The sequence below is a fragment of the Citrobacter sp. Igbk 16 genome, from assembly GCF_028069755.1.
In the GTDB taxonomy this organism is placed as follows: domain Bacteria; phylum Pseudomonadota; class Gammaproteobacteria; order Enterobacterales; family Enterobacteriaceae; genus Citrobacter.
Window position 1 is genome coordinate 1 of the sequence record NZ_JANEWJ010000033.1, and the last position, 13,089, is coordinate 13,089.

Consider the following 13,089-nt stretch of genomic DNA (forward strand, 5'->3'; position numbering starts at 1 on the left):
ATTATATATATCCCATTTCAATTATCGCATTGAAATTTAATACAAGATATCTCATGTTCACAAAAAGGGTTTTTTAAGAAAATATTTAGTGCGGGTGAGAGATAAAATGAAGAAACCACCTCAGTCCCCGGTCAATATGTGAAATCTGAGGTGTCACTAAAAAAATGAAATAGGCGGGTACAGAAAAAACAAGAATCACTTTCAGATAATGACGCCCGCAAGCGGGCGTCACCGTGGTTAGTACGCGTTAACCACCACCCACATTGGGCCCTGGCCTACCGCATAGCGTCCTTTCTCTGCCAGCAATCCCTGCTCACCCGCAATTTCATACACCGCAATATGGTGGGACTTCTGCCCTGCGGCAATCAGGTATTTCCCGCTGTGGTCGATATTAAAACCGCGCGGCTGTGTTTCAGTAGGCTGGAAGCCTTCTTTCGTCAGCACACTTCCGTCTTCTGATACGCTGAATACCGTAATCAGGTTGGCGGTACGGTCACAGGCATACAGATGACGACCATCTGGCGTAATATGGATATCTGCCGCCCAGCGGGTATCAGAGAAATCAGCAGGCATCATATCCAGCGTCTGTACACACTCAATTTTGCCGTACGGATCTTTCAGTTCCCAAACATCGACTGAACTGTTCAACTCATTCACGCAGTAGGTATATTGCTGATTCGGATGGAACACCATATGACGCGGACCTGCACCTTCAACGGTAGTCACTTCCGCGGGTTCCTGTGCAACCAAATGGCCATCATCACTGACGGTGAACAGGCAGATACGATCCTGTTTCAACGCAGGAACCCACAACGTACGGTTATCTGGTGAGATATTGGCCGAGTGACAGCCATCCAGACCTTCAACCACGTCAACCAATTCCACCGGCAGGCCATCCTCCAGACGCGTGACGCTCACACTACCCGCGTTATAAGAGCCGACGAATACGAAACGCCCTTGATGATCGGTCGAAATATGCGTCGGGCTCCCCGGCAGTGCAGATTCCGCAGCGAATGTCAGTGCACCGTCATCAGGTGCGATACGGTATGCCAACACCCGAAACTCCGGACGCACACCGACATAGAGGTAGCGTTTATCCGGGCTGACAACCATCGGCTGTACCTGACCCGGTACATCAACCACCTGCGTCAGCGTCAGTGAACCATCGTGATTCAGGCCCCAGACGTGAATTTGCTGACTCTCAGGGCTGGCGGTATAAACGGTTTGCTTCATGAAAACTCCTTTGCTTTTGGCAGGTGGCTGCAATGGCCTGACACACGCCTAAGGTAGACGCTTTTATCGGTGAATGCTTAATTAAGGCTCAGAATTTTGTCCGGCCCCCGACTCGGTGTACCATTCTGACAGACAAAATTCTCAACCTTCATCTGGAAAAACCTATGACCGCACGCGTGATTGCCCTGGATTTAGACGGTACGTTGCTGACCCCGAAAAAAACCTTGCTGCCATCCTCTCTCGAGGCGCTCTCTCGCGCCAGAGAAGCAGGCTACCAACTTATCATTGTCACGGGTCGCCATCACGTTGCTATTCATCCTTTTTATCAGGCACTGGCGCTGGATACACCTGCAATTTGCTGCAACGGTACCTATTTGTATGATTATCAGGCGAAAAAGGTACTGGAATCCGATCCCCTTCCGGTTAATCAGGCGTTGCAGTTGATTGATATGCTGAATGAACACCAGATCCACGGGCTAATGTATGTTGACGAGGCCATGCTGTATGAACGCCCGACCGGGCATGTCGAGCGTACCGCAAACTGGGCGCAAACTCTGCCGCCGGAACAGCGTCCTACCTTCACTCAGGTACCGTCTCTCGCACAGGCCGCGCATGACGTGAATGCCGTGTGGAAATTTGCCCTGACTGACGAAGATATTCCAAAGCTGCAGCAATTTGGTAAACATGTTGAACAGCAGTTGGGGCTGGAGTGTGAGTGGTCCTGGCACGATCAGGTTGACGTGGCCCGTAAAGGCAACAGCAAAGGACGACGCCTTGCCCAGTGGATTGAAGCGCAAGGTGGATCAATGGAAAACGTGATCGCCTTTGGCGATAACTTTAATGATATCAGTATGCTGGAAGCCGCGGGCACCGGCGTGGCGATGGGAAATGCCGATGATGCAGTCAAAGCCCGCGCCAATATTGTCATTGGCGACAATACCACCGACAGCATCGCCAAATTTATCTATTCTCAGTTGCTGTAATCAGGCGGTAATCGATACGCTCTTAATTTGGGCGTACAACCACAGGCCAGGCTTGATGCCAAGTTCATCCCTGGCCCATGGGCTGATTCTCGCCCACAGCGTTTTCCCGCCCACTTCAAGCTGTACTTCTACCTGTCCGTTGTCGTCATAGCATGACGCCACCTTTGCCCGTAGTACGTTACGAATACTGGTCTGCTGCGGCGGTTGTAATACCAGCGAAACATCAGATGCCTGAATCCGGATACGCAATGCGGTTTGCAGCGGTTTATCCAGCTTATTGACCCACAGATGCTGATCGCCCAGCGCCAGCGCTGTCATCGCATAATGCGGGTGATGTTCCAGTACGTTAACTTTCAGTATGCTGCTCTGCTGCTCTTTCGGTAGCCAGGGATGCATCACACTGCTTCCCCAGACATCTTCCAGTGAGCCAAACGCTTTCACCTGCCCGTTTTCCAGCACCATCACTTTGTCCGCCAGGTGCAAAATTTCATCGAGCGAGTGGCTGACATACAGCATGGGAATATTAATTTCTCGCGCCAGGCGTTGCAGGTAAGGCAGCAGTTCGCGCTTACGCGGGATATCCAGCGACGCTAACGGCTCATCAAGCAGTAACAGTTCGGGGGCGGTAAGCAGCGCCCGGCCGATAGCGACGCGCTGCTTTTCACCGCCGGAAAGACCGCCGGGCAGACGGTCAAGCAGCGGTTCAATGCCCAGCAATGCCACCAGCTTATCAAACTGTCCGGCCATGCTTTTCGCCATACCGTAACGCAGATTGCCGCGTACTTTATAATGAGGGAACAGACGCGCATCCTGAAAAACATAGCCCACCCGGCGTTTTTCAGGCGTCAGGCAGATACCGTTTTCAACGTCATTCAGTACCCGACCGTTGAGCACAATGCGCCCGGACTGGGGTTGGGTCAGACCACTGATAGCATTAATCAGCGATGTTTTGCCCGCACCAGAGACACCAAAAATAGCGGTGATACCGCTGGCTGGCAGCGTTTCGTTGAGCGTCAGACTATGGGTTCCCAGCGTCTGGGAGAAATTAAGTTCCAGCATAATTATCGCCCCGTCCGCTCACGGCTAATTCGCGCCAGCCATTCAGAAATGAGCAGCGAAATCAGCGCCAGCACAATAGAAATAATGCATAACCTTGCCGCCGCACTTTCGCCGCCCGGCGTCTGGATGAGGGTGTACATTGCCGAAGGAATAGTGCGCGTTTCGCCAGGGATATTTGAAACAAAAGTAATGGTTGCGCCGAATTCACCGAGTGAACGCGCGAACGCCAGCACCGTACCGACAATTATGCCAGGCAGCATCAACGGTAAGGTAATGGTCATGAATACGCGCCAGCGCCCGGCCCCCAGTGTGCGGGCCGCTTGCTCCAGCTTGACGTCTACGCCTTCAAGCGCCAGACGTATTGCCCGCACCATAAGAGGAAAAGACATTACCGCTGCGGCCAGAACCGCACCACGCCAGCTAAACGCAAACGTGATACCGAACCAGTCATATAACCACTCGCCAATAAATCCGCGCCGCCCCATAGCCACCAGCAGCAGGTACCCCACCACGACCGGAGGCAGTACCAGCGGCAAGTGCAGTACGCTGTCGAGCAACGCTTTGCCCGGGAACTTACAGCGTACCAGTAACCAGGCAAAGAAGATCCCAAACGGCAGGCTAAACAACACGGCCAGGGAAGAAACTTTCAGGCTCAGTAAGACAGCCTGCCATTCTGGATCAGTCAGTATCATTACTTGGTCGTAAATCCATAACGTTTGAAGATTTCAGAAGCCTGCGGTCCCTTCAGGTAATCATAGAACGCGCTGACCGTTGCGTTGGCGTGCCCATCAACAACCGCGATAGGGTATTCCACTTTTTTATGTGAGTCTTCCGGGAAGGTCGCCACAACTTTTACGCCTTTGCTGGCTACGGCATCAGAACCGTAGACAATGCCCAGCGGGGCTTCGTTGCGTTCAACCAGCGCCAATGCGCCACGAACATCTTCAGCCGGAGCCAATTTCGGTGCCAGGGTATCCCATGCACCCAATTTTTGCAGCGCTTCTTTCGCGTAAATACCTGCCGGAACATGTTCCGGGTCGCCTACGGCCAGACGCCCGCCGTTCAACAGGCTGGTCCAGTTGGTTTTGCTGTCGATGGTGAAGTCTTTCTGTGCACTGGCTTTCGGCGCGACAACGACCAGACTGTTACCGAGCAGCGTTTTGCGCGTTGCGGTATCGATAGACTTTTTATCTACCGCGTAATCCATCCATTTCTGATCGGCTGAAATAAACAGATCGGCCGGAGCACCTGCTTCAATCTGGCGTGCCAGCGTAGAAGAAGAGGCAAAAGAGGAGACAACATCAACATTCTTCTCTTTTTTATATTCTGCGGCAATGTCCTGCATCGCGTTCGTTAACGACGCCGCTGCAAACACTGTGATTTTACCTTCATCCGCCAGTGCATGTCCGGCAACAGAAAGAGAAAGTGTTGCCCCTGCAAACAAGCGTAACCATGTACGTGCCATCTGTAACTCCTTTGAGTTTCGTTATGTAGGCGCAAATATAACGATTAAATCAGGATTTTCCCAGTGGTTATTACTACCAATTAGAGGTTACACAAAGAAAATATCGGCAGGGAAAGCAGGATCTTGAGGAACTAACGCAGTTTGATAATGAGCAATAAAAAACGCCCGGCTAAGCGGGCGTTCGGGGAATCAATGGTTCTGTCTGGATTGGTCTTTCTGACCGATACCGGAAAAAATGTTGAACACTTCACCCAGTCCGTAAATCAGTCCCAGAATGATGGCCATTACCACAGGTACCATGATTACGGCGAATACCAGACTTTTCAATAACTCTAACATGGTCAACTCCAGATATAGTCCTTAGTTGTATTCTAACCACATAACACAGAAAAGCACTCCCCTTTTGTGCGGTCGGCTTTGCTCGGGCGCGGTTTTCCGTCACAATACCCTTTTTTGCCAGGAGCTTGTTATGCAGGCCGAAATCCTACTTACACTGAAACTTCAGCAAAAACTGTTTGCCGATCCCCGCCGCATTTCTCTGCTTAAGCACATTGCGCTTTCCGGCTCCATCAGTCAGGGCGCGAAGGATGCAGGTATCAGTTATAAAAGCGCCTGGGACGCGATTAACGAAATGAACCAGCTGAGTGAGCAGACACTGGTAGAGCGCGCCACCGGTGGCAAAGGCGGCGGCGGTGCAGTGTTAACCCGCTACGGCCAGCGCCTGATTCAGTTATACGATCTGCTGGCGCAAATTCAGCAAAAAGCCTTCGATGTCCTGAGCGATGACGATGCGGTTCCACTGAATAGCTTGCTGGCGGCCATCTCCCGCTTCTCACTGCAAACCAGTGCGCGTAACCAATGGTTTGGCACCATCACCGCACGCGACCACGACCAGGTGCAACAGCATGTTGACGTCCTGCTGGCCGATGGCGAAACCCGGCTGAAAGTCGCGATTACCGCGCAAAGCGGTGAACGTCTGGGGCTTGATGAAGGCAAAGAAGTCTTGATCCTGTTGAAAGCTCCGTGGGTGGGGATCACCCAGGATGATGCTATCGCTCAGGCCGCCGATAACCAATTGCAAGGCACCATCAGCCATATTGAACGCGGGAGCGAGCAGTGTGAAGTGTTAATGACCTTGCCGGATGGACAAACACTGTGCGCCACCGTGCCGACTGACGATGCGCTATCACTGCAAGAAGGCGCGAATGTCACTGCCTATTTCAACGCGGACAGAGTGATTATCGCCACACTGTGCTAAATCTTTAAGCCCGCTTCGCCTGATGGCGCTGCGCTTATCAGGCCCACGCTCAGGCCGGATAAGGTACCCGCGCCACCATCCGGCAACAAACTGCATTGACATTCCCGCCCGGACAACGTATCCCTGTTATTCATCGCTGCAAAAAATGGGATGCAAAATGTCATCGTTGCAAATTTCGCAAGGCACGTTTCGTCTGAGTGATACCAAAACGCTTCAGCTGAATTCGTTGACGTTAAACGCGGGTGATAGCTGGGCGTTTGTGGGGTCTAACGGCAGCGGAAAATCCGCACTGGCGCGTGCGCTCGCCGGAGAATTGCCGTTACTAAAAGGCGAACGCCACAGCCAGTTCACGCGTATAACCCGTCTCTCCTTTGAGCAGCTACAAAAGCTGGTCAGCGACGAATGGCAGCGTAACAACACCGATCTTCTGAGCCCAGGTGAAGACGATACCGGGCGCACCACCGCGGAAATTATTCAGGATGAGGTCAGCGACCCTGCTCGCTGTGCCGCCCTGGCGCAGCAGTTTGGTATTACCTCACTGCTCAGCAGACGTTTCAAATATCTTTCCACTGGCGAAACGCGGAAAACTCTGCTCTGTCAGGCACTGATGTCTGAACCCGATTTACTGATCCTTGATGAACCGTTTGACGGGCTGGATGTGGCTTCACGTCACCAGTTGGCAGAGCTGCTCGCAGCGTTACATCAGGCCGGTTTTACGTTAGTGCTGGTGCTAAACCGCTTTGATGAGATCCCCGATTTTGTGCAATATGCTGGCGTACTCGCCGATTGCACATTGACAGAAACCGGTGAAAAAACGGGTCTTCTGCAACAAGCGTTAATCGCCCAACTTGCGCATAGTGAACGGCTTGATGGTATTACCCTCCCCGAACCGGATGAACCTTCCGTACGCCGCATATTGTCTGAGAACGAACCGCGGATTATGCTCAACGACGGGGTCGTTTCCTATAACGATCGCCCTATTCTTCATCATCTGAGCTGGCGGGTAAACCCAGGGGAACACTGGCAGATTGTCGGTCCCAACGGGGCGGGAAAATCAACGCTACTCAGTTTAATTACCGGCGATCATCCGCAGGGCTATAGCAATGATTTGACGCTGTTTGGCCGTCGTCGGGGTAGCGGCGAAACTATCTGGGATATTAAAAAGCACATTGGCTACGTCAGCAGCAGCCTGCATCTGGATTACCGAGTGAGCACCACGGTGCGTAACGTCATTCTCTCAGGCTACTTCGATTCAATCGGTATTTATCAGGCCGTATCAGACAGACAACACAAGCTGGTGCAACAGTGGCTGGATATTCTGGGAATGGATAAGCGCACTGCTGACGCCCCTTTCCACAGCCTTTCCTGGGGGCAGCAGCGCCTGGCGCTGATCGTCCGCGCGTTAGTGAAACACCCTACGCTATTGATCCTTGATGAACCCTTGCAAGGTCTGGACCCGCTAAACCGCCAGTTGATCCGCCGCTTCGTTGATGTTCTGATCGGTGAAGGCGAAACCCAATTGCTGTTTGTTTCTCACCATGCTGAAGATGCACCCGCCTGCATTACCCACCGACTGGAGTTCGTACCAGAAAACGATATCTACACCTATCGGCAATCATCCCTGCGTTAGTTTTCATACCTGGGCGCGTTAATGCGCCCTTTTTTAGGCCAGATTTTTCAGATAAAATCTGCAATCATTAAATAACATAATGATTTAAAATCAAAAAATGCAGCTCAGGTGTTAAGAATTTGCATGTGTAAACGATTCCACTAATTTATTCCATGTCACACTTTTCACAACTTTGTTATGCTATCTTCATTACATGATATAGGCATAACGGAGCGAATTATGAGAGTATTGGTTACAGGTGGTAGCGGTTACATTGGGAGCCACACTTGTGTGCAGTTGCTTAAGAATGGCCACGACGTCGTGATCCTTGATAACCTCTGCAACAGTAAGCGCAGCGTACTGCCCGTTATTGAGCGTTTAGGTGGAAAACATCCGACCTTCGTCGAAGGTGATATCCGTAACGAAGCGCTGATCACCGAAATCCTGCACGATCATGCCATCGATACGGTCATCCACTTTGCTGGTCTGAAGGCCGTCGGCGAATCCGTTGCTAAGCCGCTGGAGTACTATGACAACAACGTCAACGGCACTCTGCGTCTGGTCAATGCGATGCGCGCCGCCAACGTGAAAAACTTCATATTCAGCTCCTCCGCCACAGTCTATGGCGATCAGCCGCAAATTCCTTACGTTGAAAGCTTCCCGACCGGCACACCACAAAGTCCATACGGAAAAAGTAAGCTGATGGTCGAGCAGATCCTGACCGATCTGCAAAAAGCACAACCTGAGTGGAGCATTGCGTTGCTACGCTATTTCAATCCGGTTGGCGCACACCCGTCAGGGGACATGGGCGAAGACCCGCAAGGCATTCCTAACAATCTGATGCCTTACATCGCGCAGGTTGCCGTGGGCCGCCGTGAGTCTCTGGCCATATTTGGTAATGACTACCCGACCGTAGACGGTACCGGCGTTCGCGATTACATCCACGTGATGGATCTTGCCGACGGTCACGTTGTCGCCATGGAAAAACTGGCAGGCAAGCAAGGGGTACATATTTACAACCTTGGCGCTGGCGTTGGTAGCAGCGTACTGGATGTGGTAAACGCCTTCAGCAAAGCCTGCGGTAAACCAGTGAACTATCATTTTGCTCCGCGCCGCGACGGCGATCTGCCTGCCTACTGGGCTGATGCCAGCAAAGCAGACCGCGAACTTAACTGGCGCGTGACGCGTACACTGGATGAAATGGCACAAGATACCTGGCACTGGCAATCACGCCATCCACAGGGATATTCGGATTAAGGACACGTCATGACGCAATTCAACCCTGTCGATCATCCACACCGCCGATTTAACCCGCTCACCGGGCAGTGGATCCTCGTTTCGCCGCATCGTGCAAAACGTCCCTGGCAAGGGGCGCAGGAAACGCCATCTAAACAGGTTCTGCCCGCGCATGATCCGGACTGCTTCCTGTGTGCAGGCAATACACGCGTTACCGGCGATAAAAACCCCGATTACACGGGAACCTACGTTTTTACCAACGATTTTGCCGCGCTGATGTCTGATACCCCGGATGCTCCCGACAGCCATGATCCATTAATGCGTTGCCAGAGCGCACGCGGTACCAGCCGCGTGATCTGCTTCTCGCCCGATCACAGCAAAACACTGCCAGAGCTCAGCGTACCCGCGCTGACCGAAATCGTGAAAACGTGGCAGGAACAAACCGCAGATTTAGGGAAAACCTATCCCTGGGTGCAGGTATTTGAAAACAAAGGTGCGGCAATGGGATGTTCAAACCCGCACCCGCACGGACAGATTTGGGCCAACAGTTTCCTGCCCAACGAAGCCGAACGTGAAGACCGTCTGCAAAAAGCGTACTTTGCCGAGCAGGGCACGCCAATGCTGCTGGATTATGTCCGGCGTGAACAGGCAGACGGCAGCCGTACGGTAGTAGAAACCGAACACTGGCTGGCAGTAGTGCCCTATTGGGCGGCATGGCCATTCGAAACACTGCTGCTGCCAAAAGCACATGTCCTGCGAATTACCGATTTGACCGACGAACAGCGAACTGACCTGGCGCTGGCGTTGAAAAAACTGACCAGTCGTTATGACAACCTGTTCCAGTGCTCTTTCCCCTACTCTATGGGCTGGCACGGCGCACCGTTTAACGGCGAAGAGAATGACCACTGGCAGTTGCACGCACACTTTTATCCACCGCTGCTGCGTTCCGCGACCGTACGTAAGTTTATGGTTGGTTACGAAATGCTGGCGGAGACCCAACGCGATCTGACAGCAGAACAAGCGGCAGACCGTTTGCGTGCGGTCAGCGACACCCATTTTCGCGAATCCGGAGTTTAAATAATGAGTCTGAAAGAAAAAACACAATCTCTGTTTGCTGAATCGTTTGGCTACCCTGCCACCCATACTATTCAGGCACCCGGTCGTGTAAACCTGATCGGCGAACACACTGATTATAATGACGGCTTCGTCCTGCCGTGCGCCATCGACTATCAAACGGTTATCAGTTGTGCCCCCCGCGATGATCGCACCGTTCGTGTGATTGCGGCGGATTACGACAATCAGATAGATGAATTCTCTCTTGATGCGCCGATTATCGCCCACGAAACCCAGCAGTGGTCAAACTACGTGCGCGGCGTCGTGAAGCATCTACAAAAGCGCAATAACGCCTTTGGCGGCGCGGATCTGGTGATCAGCGGCAATGTGCCGCAAGGTGCGGGCTTAAGCTCTTCCGCCTCGCTGGAAGTCGCCGTTGGTACGGTGTTCCAGCAGCTCTATCATCTGCCGCTCGACGGCGCGCAGATTGCCCTGAACGGTCAGGAAGCGGAAAACCAGTTTGTCGGCTGTAACTGCGGCATTATGGACCAACTCATCTCTGCACTGGGCAAGAAAGACCATGCGCTACTGATCGACTGCCGTACGCTGGGCACCAAAGCTGTTTCCATGCCGGAAGGTGTGGCGGTAGTGATCATCAACAGCAACTTTAAACGTACACTGGTTGGCAGTGAGTACAACACCCGTCGCGAACAGTGTGAAACCGGTGCGCGCTTCTTCCAACAACCCGCGCTGCGTGATGTCAGCCTTGAGGCCTTTAACGCGGTCGCACATGAACTGGATCCCATCGTTGCCAAACGTGTTCGCCATGTGATCACAGAAAATGCCCGCACGGTTGAAGCCGCAGCGGCTCTGGAGAAAGGCGATCTGCAACGTATGGGCCAGCTGATGGCTGAATCTCACGTTTCAATGCGCGATGACTTCGAAATCACCGTGCCACAAATTGATACGCTGGTCGAGATTGTTAAAGCAACTATCGGCGATAAAGGCGGTGTACGTATGACCGGTGGCGGCTTCGGCGGCTGCATCGTGGCGTTGATCCCACAAGATTTGGTTCCTGCCGTACAGCAGGCTGTCGCTGAACAATACGAAGCGAAAACCGGTATCAAGGAAACCTTTTACGTCTGCAAACCTTCACAAGGAGCCGGACAGTGCTAAACGAAATTCCCGTAATGGCGCCCGACGGCCAACCGTTTCGCCTGCTCACCCTGCGTAATGACGCGGGGATGGTAGTCACGCTGATGGACTGGGGCGCGACGCTGCTTTCTGCCCGTATCCCGCTTAGCGATGGTAGCGTGCGAGAAGCATTACTCGGCTGCGCCAGCCCGGAGCAATACCCACAACAGGCCGCATTTTTAGGCGCATCCATCGGCCGCTATGCTAACCGTATCGCAGACAGCCGTTATACCTATGCCGGTGAAACCGTTGCGTTACTGCCAAGCCAGGGTGACAACCAGTTGCATGGTGGGCCGGACGGTTTCGATAAGCGCCGCTGGCAGATAGTGGATCAAAATGATCGTCAGGTGCTGTTTGCCTTAACCTCTGACGATGGCGACCAGGGTTTTCCGGGTCACCTCTGCGCCACCGCGCAATATCGCCTGACCGATGATAACCGTATTTCGATTACCTACCGTGCGACGGTGGATAAGCCCTGCCCGGTAAATTTGACGAATCACGTTTATTTCAATCTTGACGGCGACAAAACGGATATCCGTCAGCATACGTTGCAGATTCTGGCCGATACGTACCTGCCGGTTGATGAAATGGGTATCCCGCATGACGGACTGAAACCCGTGGCTGGCACCTCGTTCGATTTCCGGGCACCTAAACGCATCGACAGCGAATTTCTGGCCGATGACGATCAGCGCAAGGTGAAAGGTTACGACCACGCTTTCTTGTTGCAGGCGCAAGGTGATGCCCGCAAACCGGTCGCTATAGTTTGGTCCCAGGATGAAAAACTGCAAATGGAGGTATACACCTCTGCCCCGGCATTGCAGTTCTATTCCGGTAACTTCCTCGGCGGCACGCCCTCCCGTGGACCTGAAGTCTATGCCGACTGGCAAGGACTGGCGCTGGAAAGTGAATTTCTGCCTGACAGCCCAAATCATCCAGAATGGCCGCAACCAGATTGCTTTCTGCGACCGGGTGAAGAGTACACCAGCCTGACCGAATACCGGTTTATTCCTGCCTGACAGTTTACCGTGACGAGCTGATACCCGGCTCGTCATTTATTCCCTCTCGGGATCCGCGCAAAACCACACCACTCAAAGACAAAATCGCAACCTTGAGTTCACAAGAACCTTACACTGCGCCGCTATTTTCGCTATGGTTATGCGTAAGCATTGCCGCTGGTGCATTACGGCAATATAATGATAATTATTATCATTCAATATGATTTATAGGAGTGAGTGTATGGCTGTAACTAAGCTGGTTCTGGTACGTCACGGTGAAAGTCAGTGGAACAACGAAAACCGTTTTACCGGTTGGTATGATGTTGACCTGTCTGAAAAAGGCGTGGGCGAAGCAAAAGCGGCAGGTAAACTGCTGAAAGAGGAAGGCTACAGCTTCGATTTTGCTTATACCTCTGTGCTGAAACGTGCCATCCACACCCTGTGGAATGTCCTGGACGAACTGGATCAGGCCTGGCTGCCCGTTGAGAAATCCTGGAAACTGAACGAACGTCATTACGGCGCGCTACAGGGGCTGAACAAAGCCGAAACCGCTGAGAAATACGGTGACGAGCAGGTTAAGCAATGGCGTCGTGGTTTTGCGGTAACCCCGCCGGAACTGACTAAAGATGACGAGCGCTATCCGGGTCACGATCCGCGTTATGCCAAACTGACGGACAAAGAACTTCCGGTCACCGAAAGCCTGGCACTGACTATCGATCGCGTTATCCCTTACTGGAATGAAACCATTCTGCCGCGCATGAAAAGCGGTGAGCGCGTCATTATTGCCGCTCACGGTAACTCCCTGCGTGCGCTGGTGAAATACCTGGATAATATGGGTGAAGATGAAATTCTTGAACTGAACATCCCGACGGGTGTACCGCTGGTGTATGAGTTCGACGAAAACTTCAAGCCGATCAAACATTACTATCTGGGTAACGCTGACGAGATCGCAGCAAAAGCCGCAGCGGTAGCCAACCAGGGTAAAGCGAAGTAATTTTCATCCC

13 protein-coding genes are annotated in these 13,089 nt (G+C 52.6%); 8 read left to right on the plus strand and 5 right to left on the minus strand.

From position 1 onward, the window contains the following. Nucleotides 1-237: 237 nt before the first annotated feature. Complete coding sequence (gene pgl, locus NNO03_RS18510) at nt 238-1,233, minus strand: 6-phosphogluconolactonase (RefSeq protein WP_271450196.1); 996 nt, start codon at nt 1,231-1,233, stop codon at nt 238-240. Between the two features lie 164 nt (nt 1,234-1,397). Between pgl and NNO03_RS18515 the strand changes: the two genes are divergently transcribed. Further along, entirely contained in the window at nt 1,398-2,216 is an 819-nt protein-coding gene (locus NNO03_RS18515) for a pyridoxal phosphatase (RefSeq protein ID WP_271441236.1), read from the plus strand. Here NNO03_RS18515 and modC read toward each other — a convergent pair whose 3' ends face one another. From modC to NNO03_RS18535, 4 genes are all read right to left on the minus strand, one after another. After that, entirely contained in the window at nt 2,217-3,275 is a 1,059-nt protein-coding gene (gene modC, locus NNO03_RS18520) for a molybdenum ABC transporter ATP-binding protein ModC (protein WP_271450197.1), read from the minus strand. It abuts the gene before it with no gap. Nucleotides 3,276-3,277: 2 nt separating this feature from the next. Beyond that, nucleotides 3,278-3,967, minus strand: coding sequence for a molybdate ABC transporter permease subunit (gene modB / locus NNO03_RS18525; RefSeq protein WP_005125418.1), 690 nt, complete (start codon nt 3,965-3,967; stop codon nt 3,278-3,280). Continuing rightward, the gene (gene modA / locus NNO03_RS18530) at nt 3,967-4,740 is read right to left on the minus strand and encodes a molybdate ABC transporter substrate-binding protein (protein ID WP_137384362.1); all 774 of its coding nucleotides are present in this window, start codon (nt 4,738-4,740) and stop codon (nt 3,967-3,969) included. Before modA ends, modB begins: the two co-directional genes overlap by 1 nt. Before the next feature lie 189 nt (nt 4,741-4,929). Beyond that, nucleotides 4,930-5,079 carry an AcrZ family multidrug efflux pump-associated protein gene (locus tag NNO03_RS18535; protein ID WP_003023026.1) on the minus strand — a complete coding sequence of 50 codons (150 nt, stop codon included), beginning with the start codon at nt 5,077-5,079 and terminating at the stop codon, nt 4,930-4,932. A gap of 130 nt (nt 5,080-5,209) precedes the next feature. Here NNO03_RS18535 and modE point away from each other — a divergent pair, with 130 nt between their 5' ends. From modE to gpmA, 7 genes are all read left to right on the plus strand, one after another. Then, nucleotides 5,210-5,998, plus strand: coding sequence for a molybdenum-dependent transcriptional regulator (gene modE / locus NNO03_RS18540; RefSeq protein WP_137384363.1), 789 nt, complete (start codon nt 5,210-5,212; stop codon nt 5,996-5,998). 157 nt (nt 5,999-6,155) lie between these two features. Further along, nucleotides 6,156-7,628 carry a molybdate ABC transporter ATP-binding protein ModF gene (gene modF / locus NNO03_RS18545; protein WP_271450198.1) on the plus strand — a complete coding sequence of 491 codons (1,473 nt, stop codon included), beginning with the start codon at nt 6,156-6,158 and terminating at the stop codon, nt 7,626-7,628. Between the two features lie 219 nt (nt 7,629-7,847). Beyond that, nucleotides 7,848-8,864, plus strand: coding sequence for a UDP-glucose 4-epimerase GalE (gene galE / locus NNO03_RS18550; RefSeq protein WP_271450199.1), 1,017 nt, complete (start codon nt 7,848-7,850; stop codon nt 8,862-8,864). 9 nt (nt 8,865-8,873) lie between these two features. Next, nucleotides 8,874-9,920 carry a galactose-1-phosphate uridylyltransferase gene (gene galT / locus NNO03_RS18555; protein WP_271450200.1) on the plus strand — a complete coding sequence of 349 codons (1,047 nt, stop codon included), beginning with the start codon at nt 8,874-8,876 and terminating at the stop codon, nt 9,918-9,920. A 3-nt stretch (nt 9,921-9,923) separates the two neighbouring features. Further along, entirely contained in the window at nt 9,924-11,072 is a 1,149-nt protein-coding gene (gene galK / locus NNO03_RS18560; protein WP_271450201.1) for a galactokinase, read from the plus strand. Further along, nucleotides 11,066-12,106, plus strand: a complete 1,041-nt coding sequence (gene galM, locus NNO03_RS18565; protein WP_271441231.1) for a galactose-1-epimerase — start codon at nt 11,066-11,068, stop codon at nt 12,104-12,106. The genes galK and galM overlap by 7 nt, the downstream gene beginning before the upstream one ends. Nucleotides 12,107-12,326: 220 nt before the next feature. Then, entirely contained in the window at nt 12,327-13,079 is a 753-nt protein-coding gene (gpmA, locus tag NNO03_RS18570) for a 2,3-diphosphoglycerate-dependent phosphoglycerate mutase (RefSeq protein ID WP_003022999.1), read from the plus strand. Nucleotides 13,080-13,089: the final 10 nt, after the last annotated feature.

Excerpts from the sequence above, each read along its gene's own strand:
- galK (WP_271450201.1), top strand. The coding sequence starts at position 9,924 with ATGAGTCTGAAAGAAAAAACACAATCTCTGTTTGCTGAATCGTTTGGC.
- modA (WP_137384362.1), bottom strand. The coding sequence starts at position 4,740 with ATGGCACGTACATGGTTACGCTTGTTTGCAGGGGCAACACTTTCTCTT.
- galT (WP_271450200.1), top strand. The coding sequence starts at position 8,874 with ATGACGCAATTCAACCCTGTCGATCATCCACACCGCCGATTTAACCCG.
- NNO03_RS18535 (WP_003023026.1), bottom strand. The coding sequence starts at position 5,079 with ATGTTAGAGTTATTGAAAAGTCTGGTATTCGCCGTAATCATGGTACCT.
- galE (WP_271450199.1), top strand. The coding sequence starts at position 7,848 with ATGAGAGTATTGGTTACAGGTGGTAGCGGTTACATTGGGAGCCACACT.
- modB (WP_005125418.1), bottom strand. The coding sequence starts at position 3,967 with ATGATACTGACTGATCCAGAATGGCAGGCTGTCTTACTGAGCCTGAAA.
- modE (WP_137384363.1), top strand. The coding sequence starts at position 5,210 with ATGCAGGCCGAAATCCTACTTACACTGAAACTTCAGCAAAAACTGTTT.
- pgl (WP_271450196.1), bottom strand. The coding sequence starts at position 1,233 with ATGAAGCAAACCGTTTATACCGCCAGCCCTGAGAGTCAGCAAATTCAC.
- gpmA (WP_003022999.1), top strand. The coding sequence starts at position 12,327 with ATGGCTGTAACTAAGCTGGTTCTGGTACGTCACGGTGAAAGTCAGTGG.
- NNO03_RS18515 (WP_271441236.1), top strand. The coding sequence starts at position 1,398 with ATGACCGCACGCGTGATTGCCCTGGATTTAGACGGTACGTTGCTGACC.
- modC (WP_271450197.1), bottom strand. The coding sequence starts at position 3,275 with ATGCTGGAACTTAATTTCTCCCAGACGCTGGGAACCCATAGTCTGACG.
- modF (WP_271450198.1), top strand. The coding sequence starts at position 6,156 with ATGTCATCGTTGCAAATTTCGCAAGGCACGTTTCGTCTGAGTGATACC.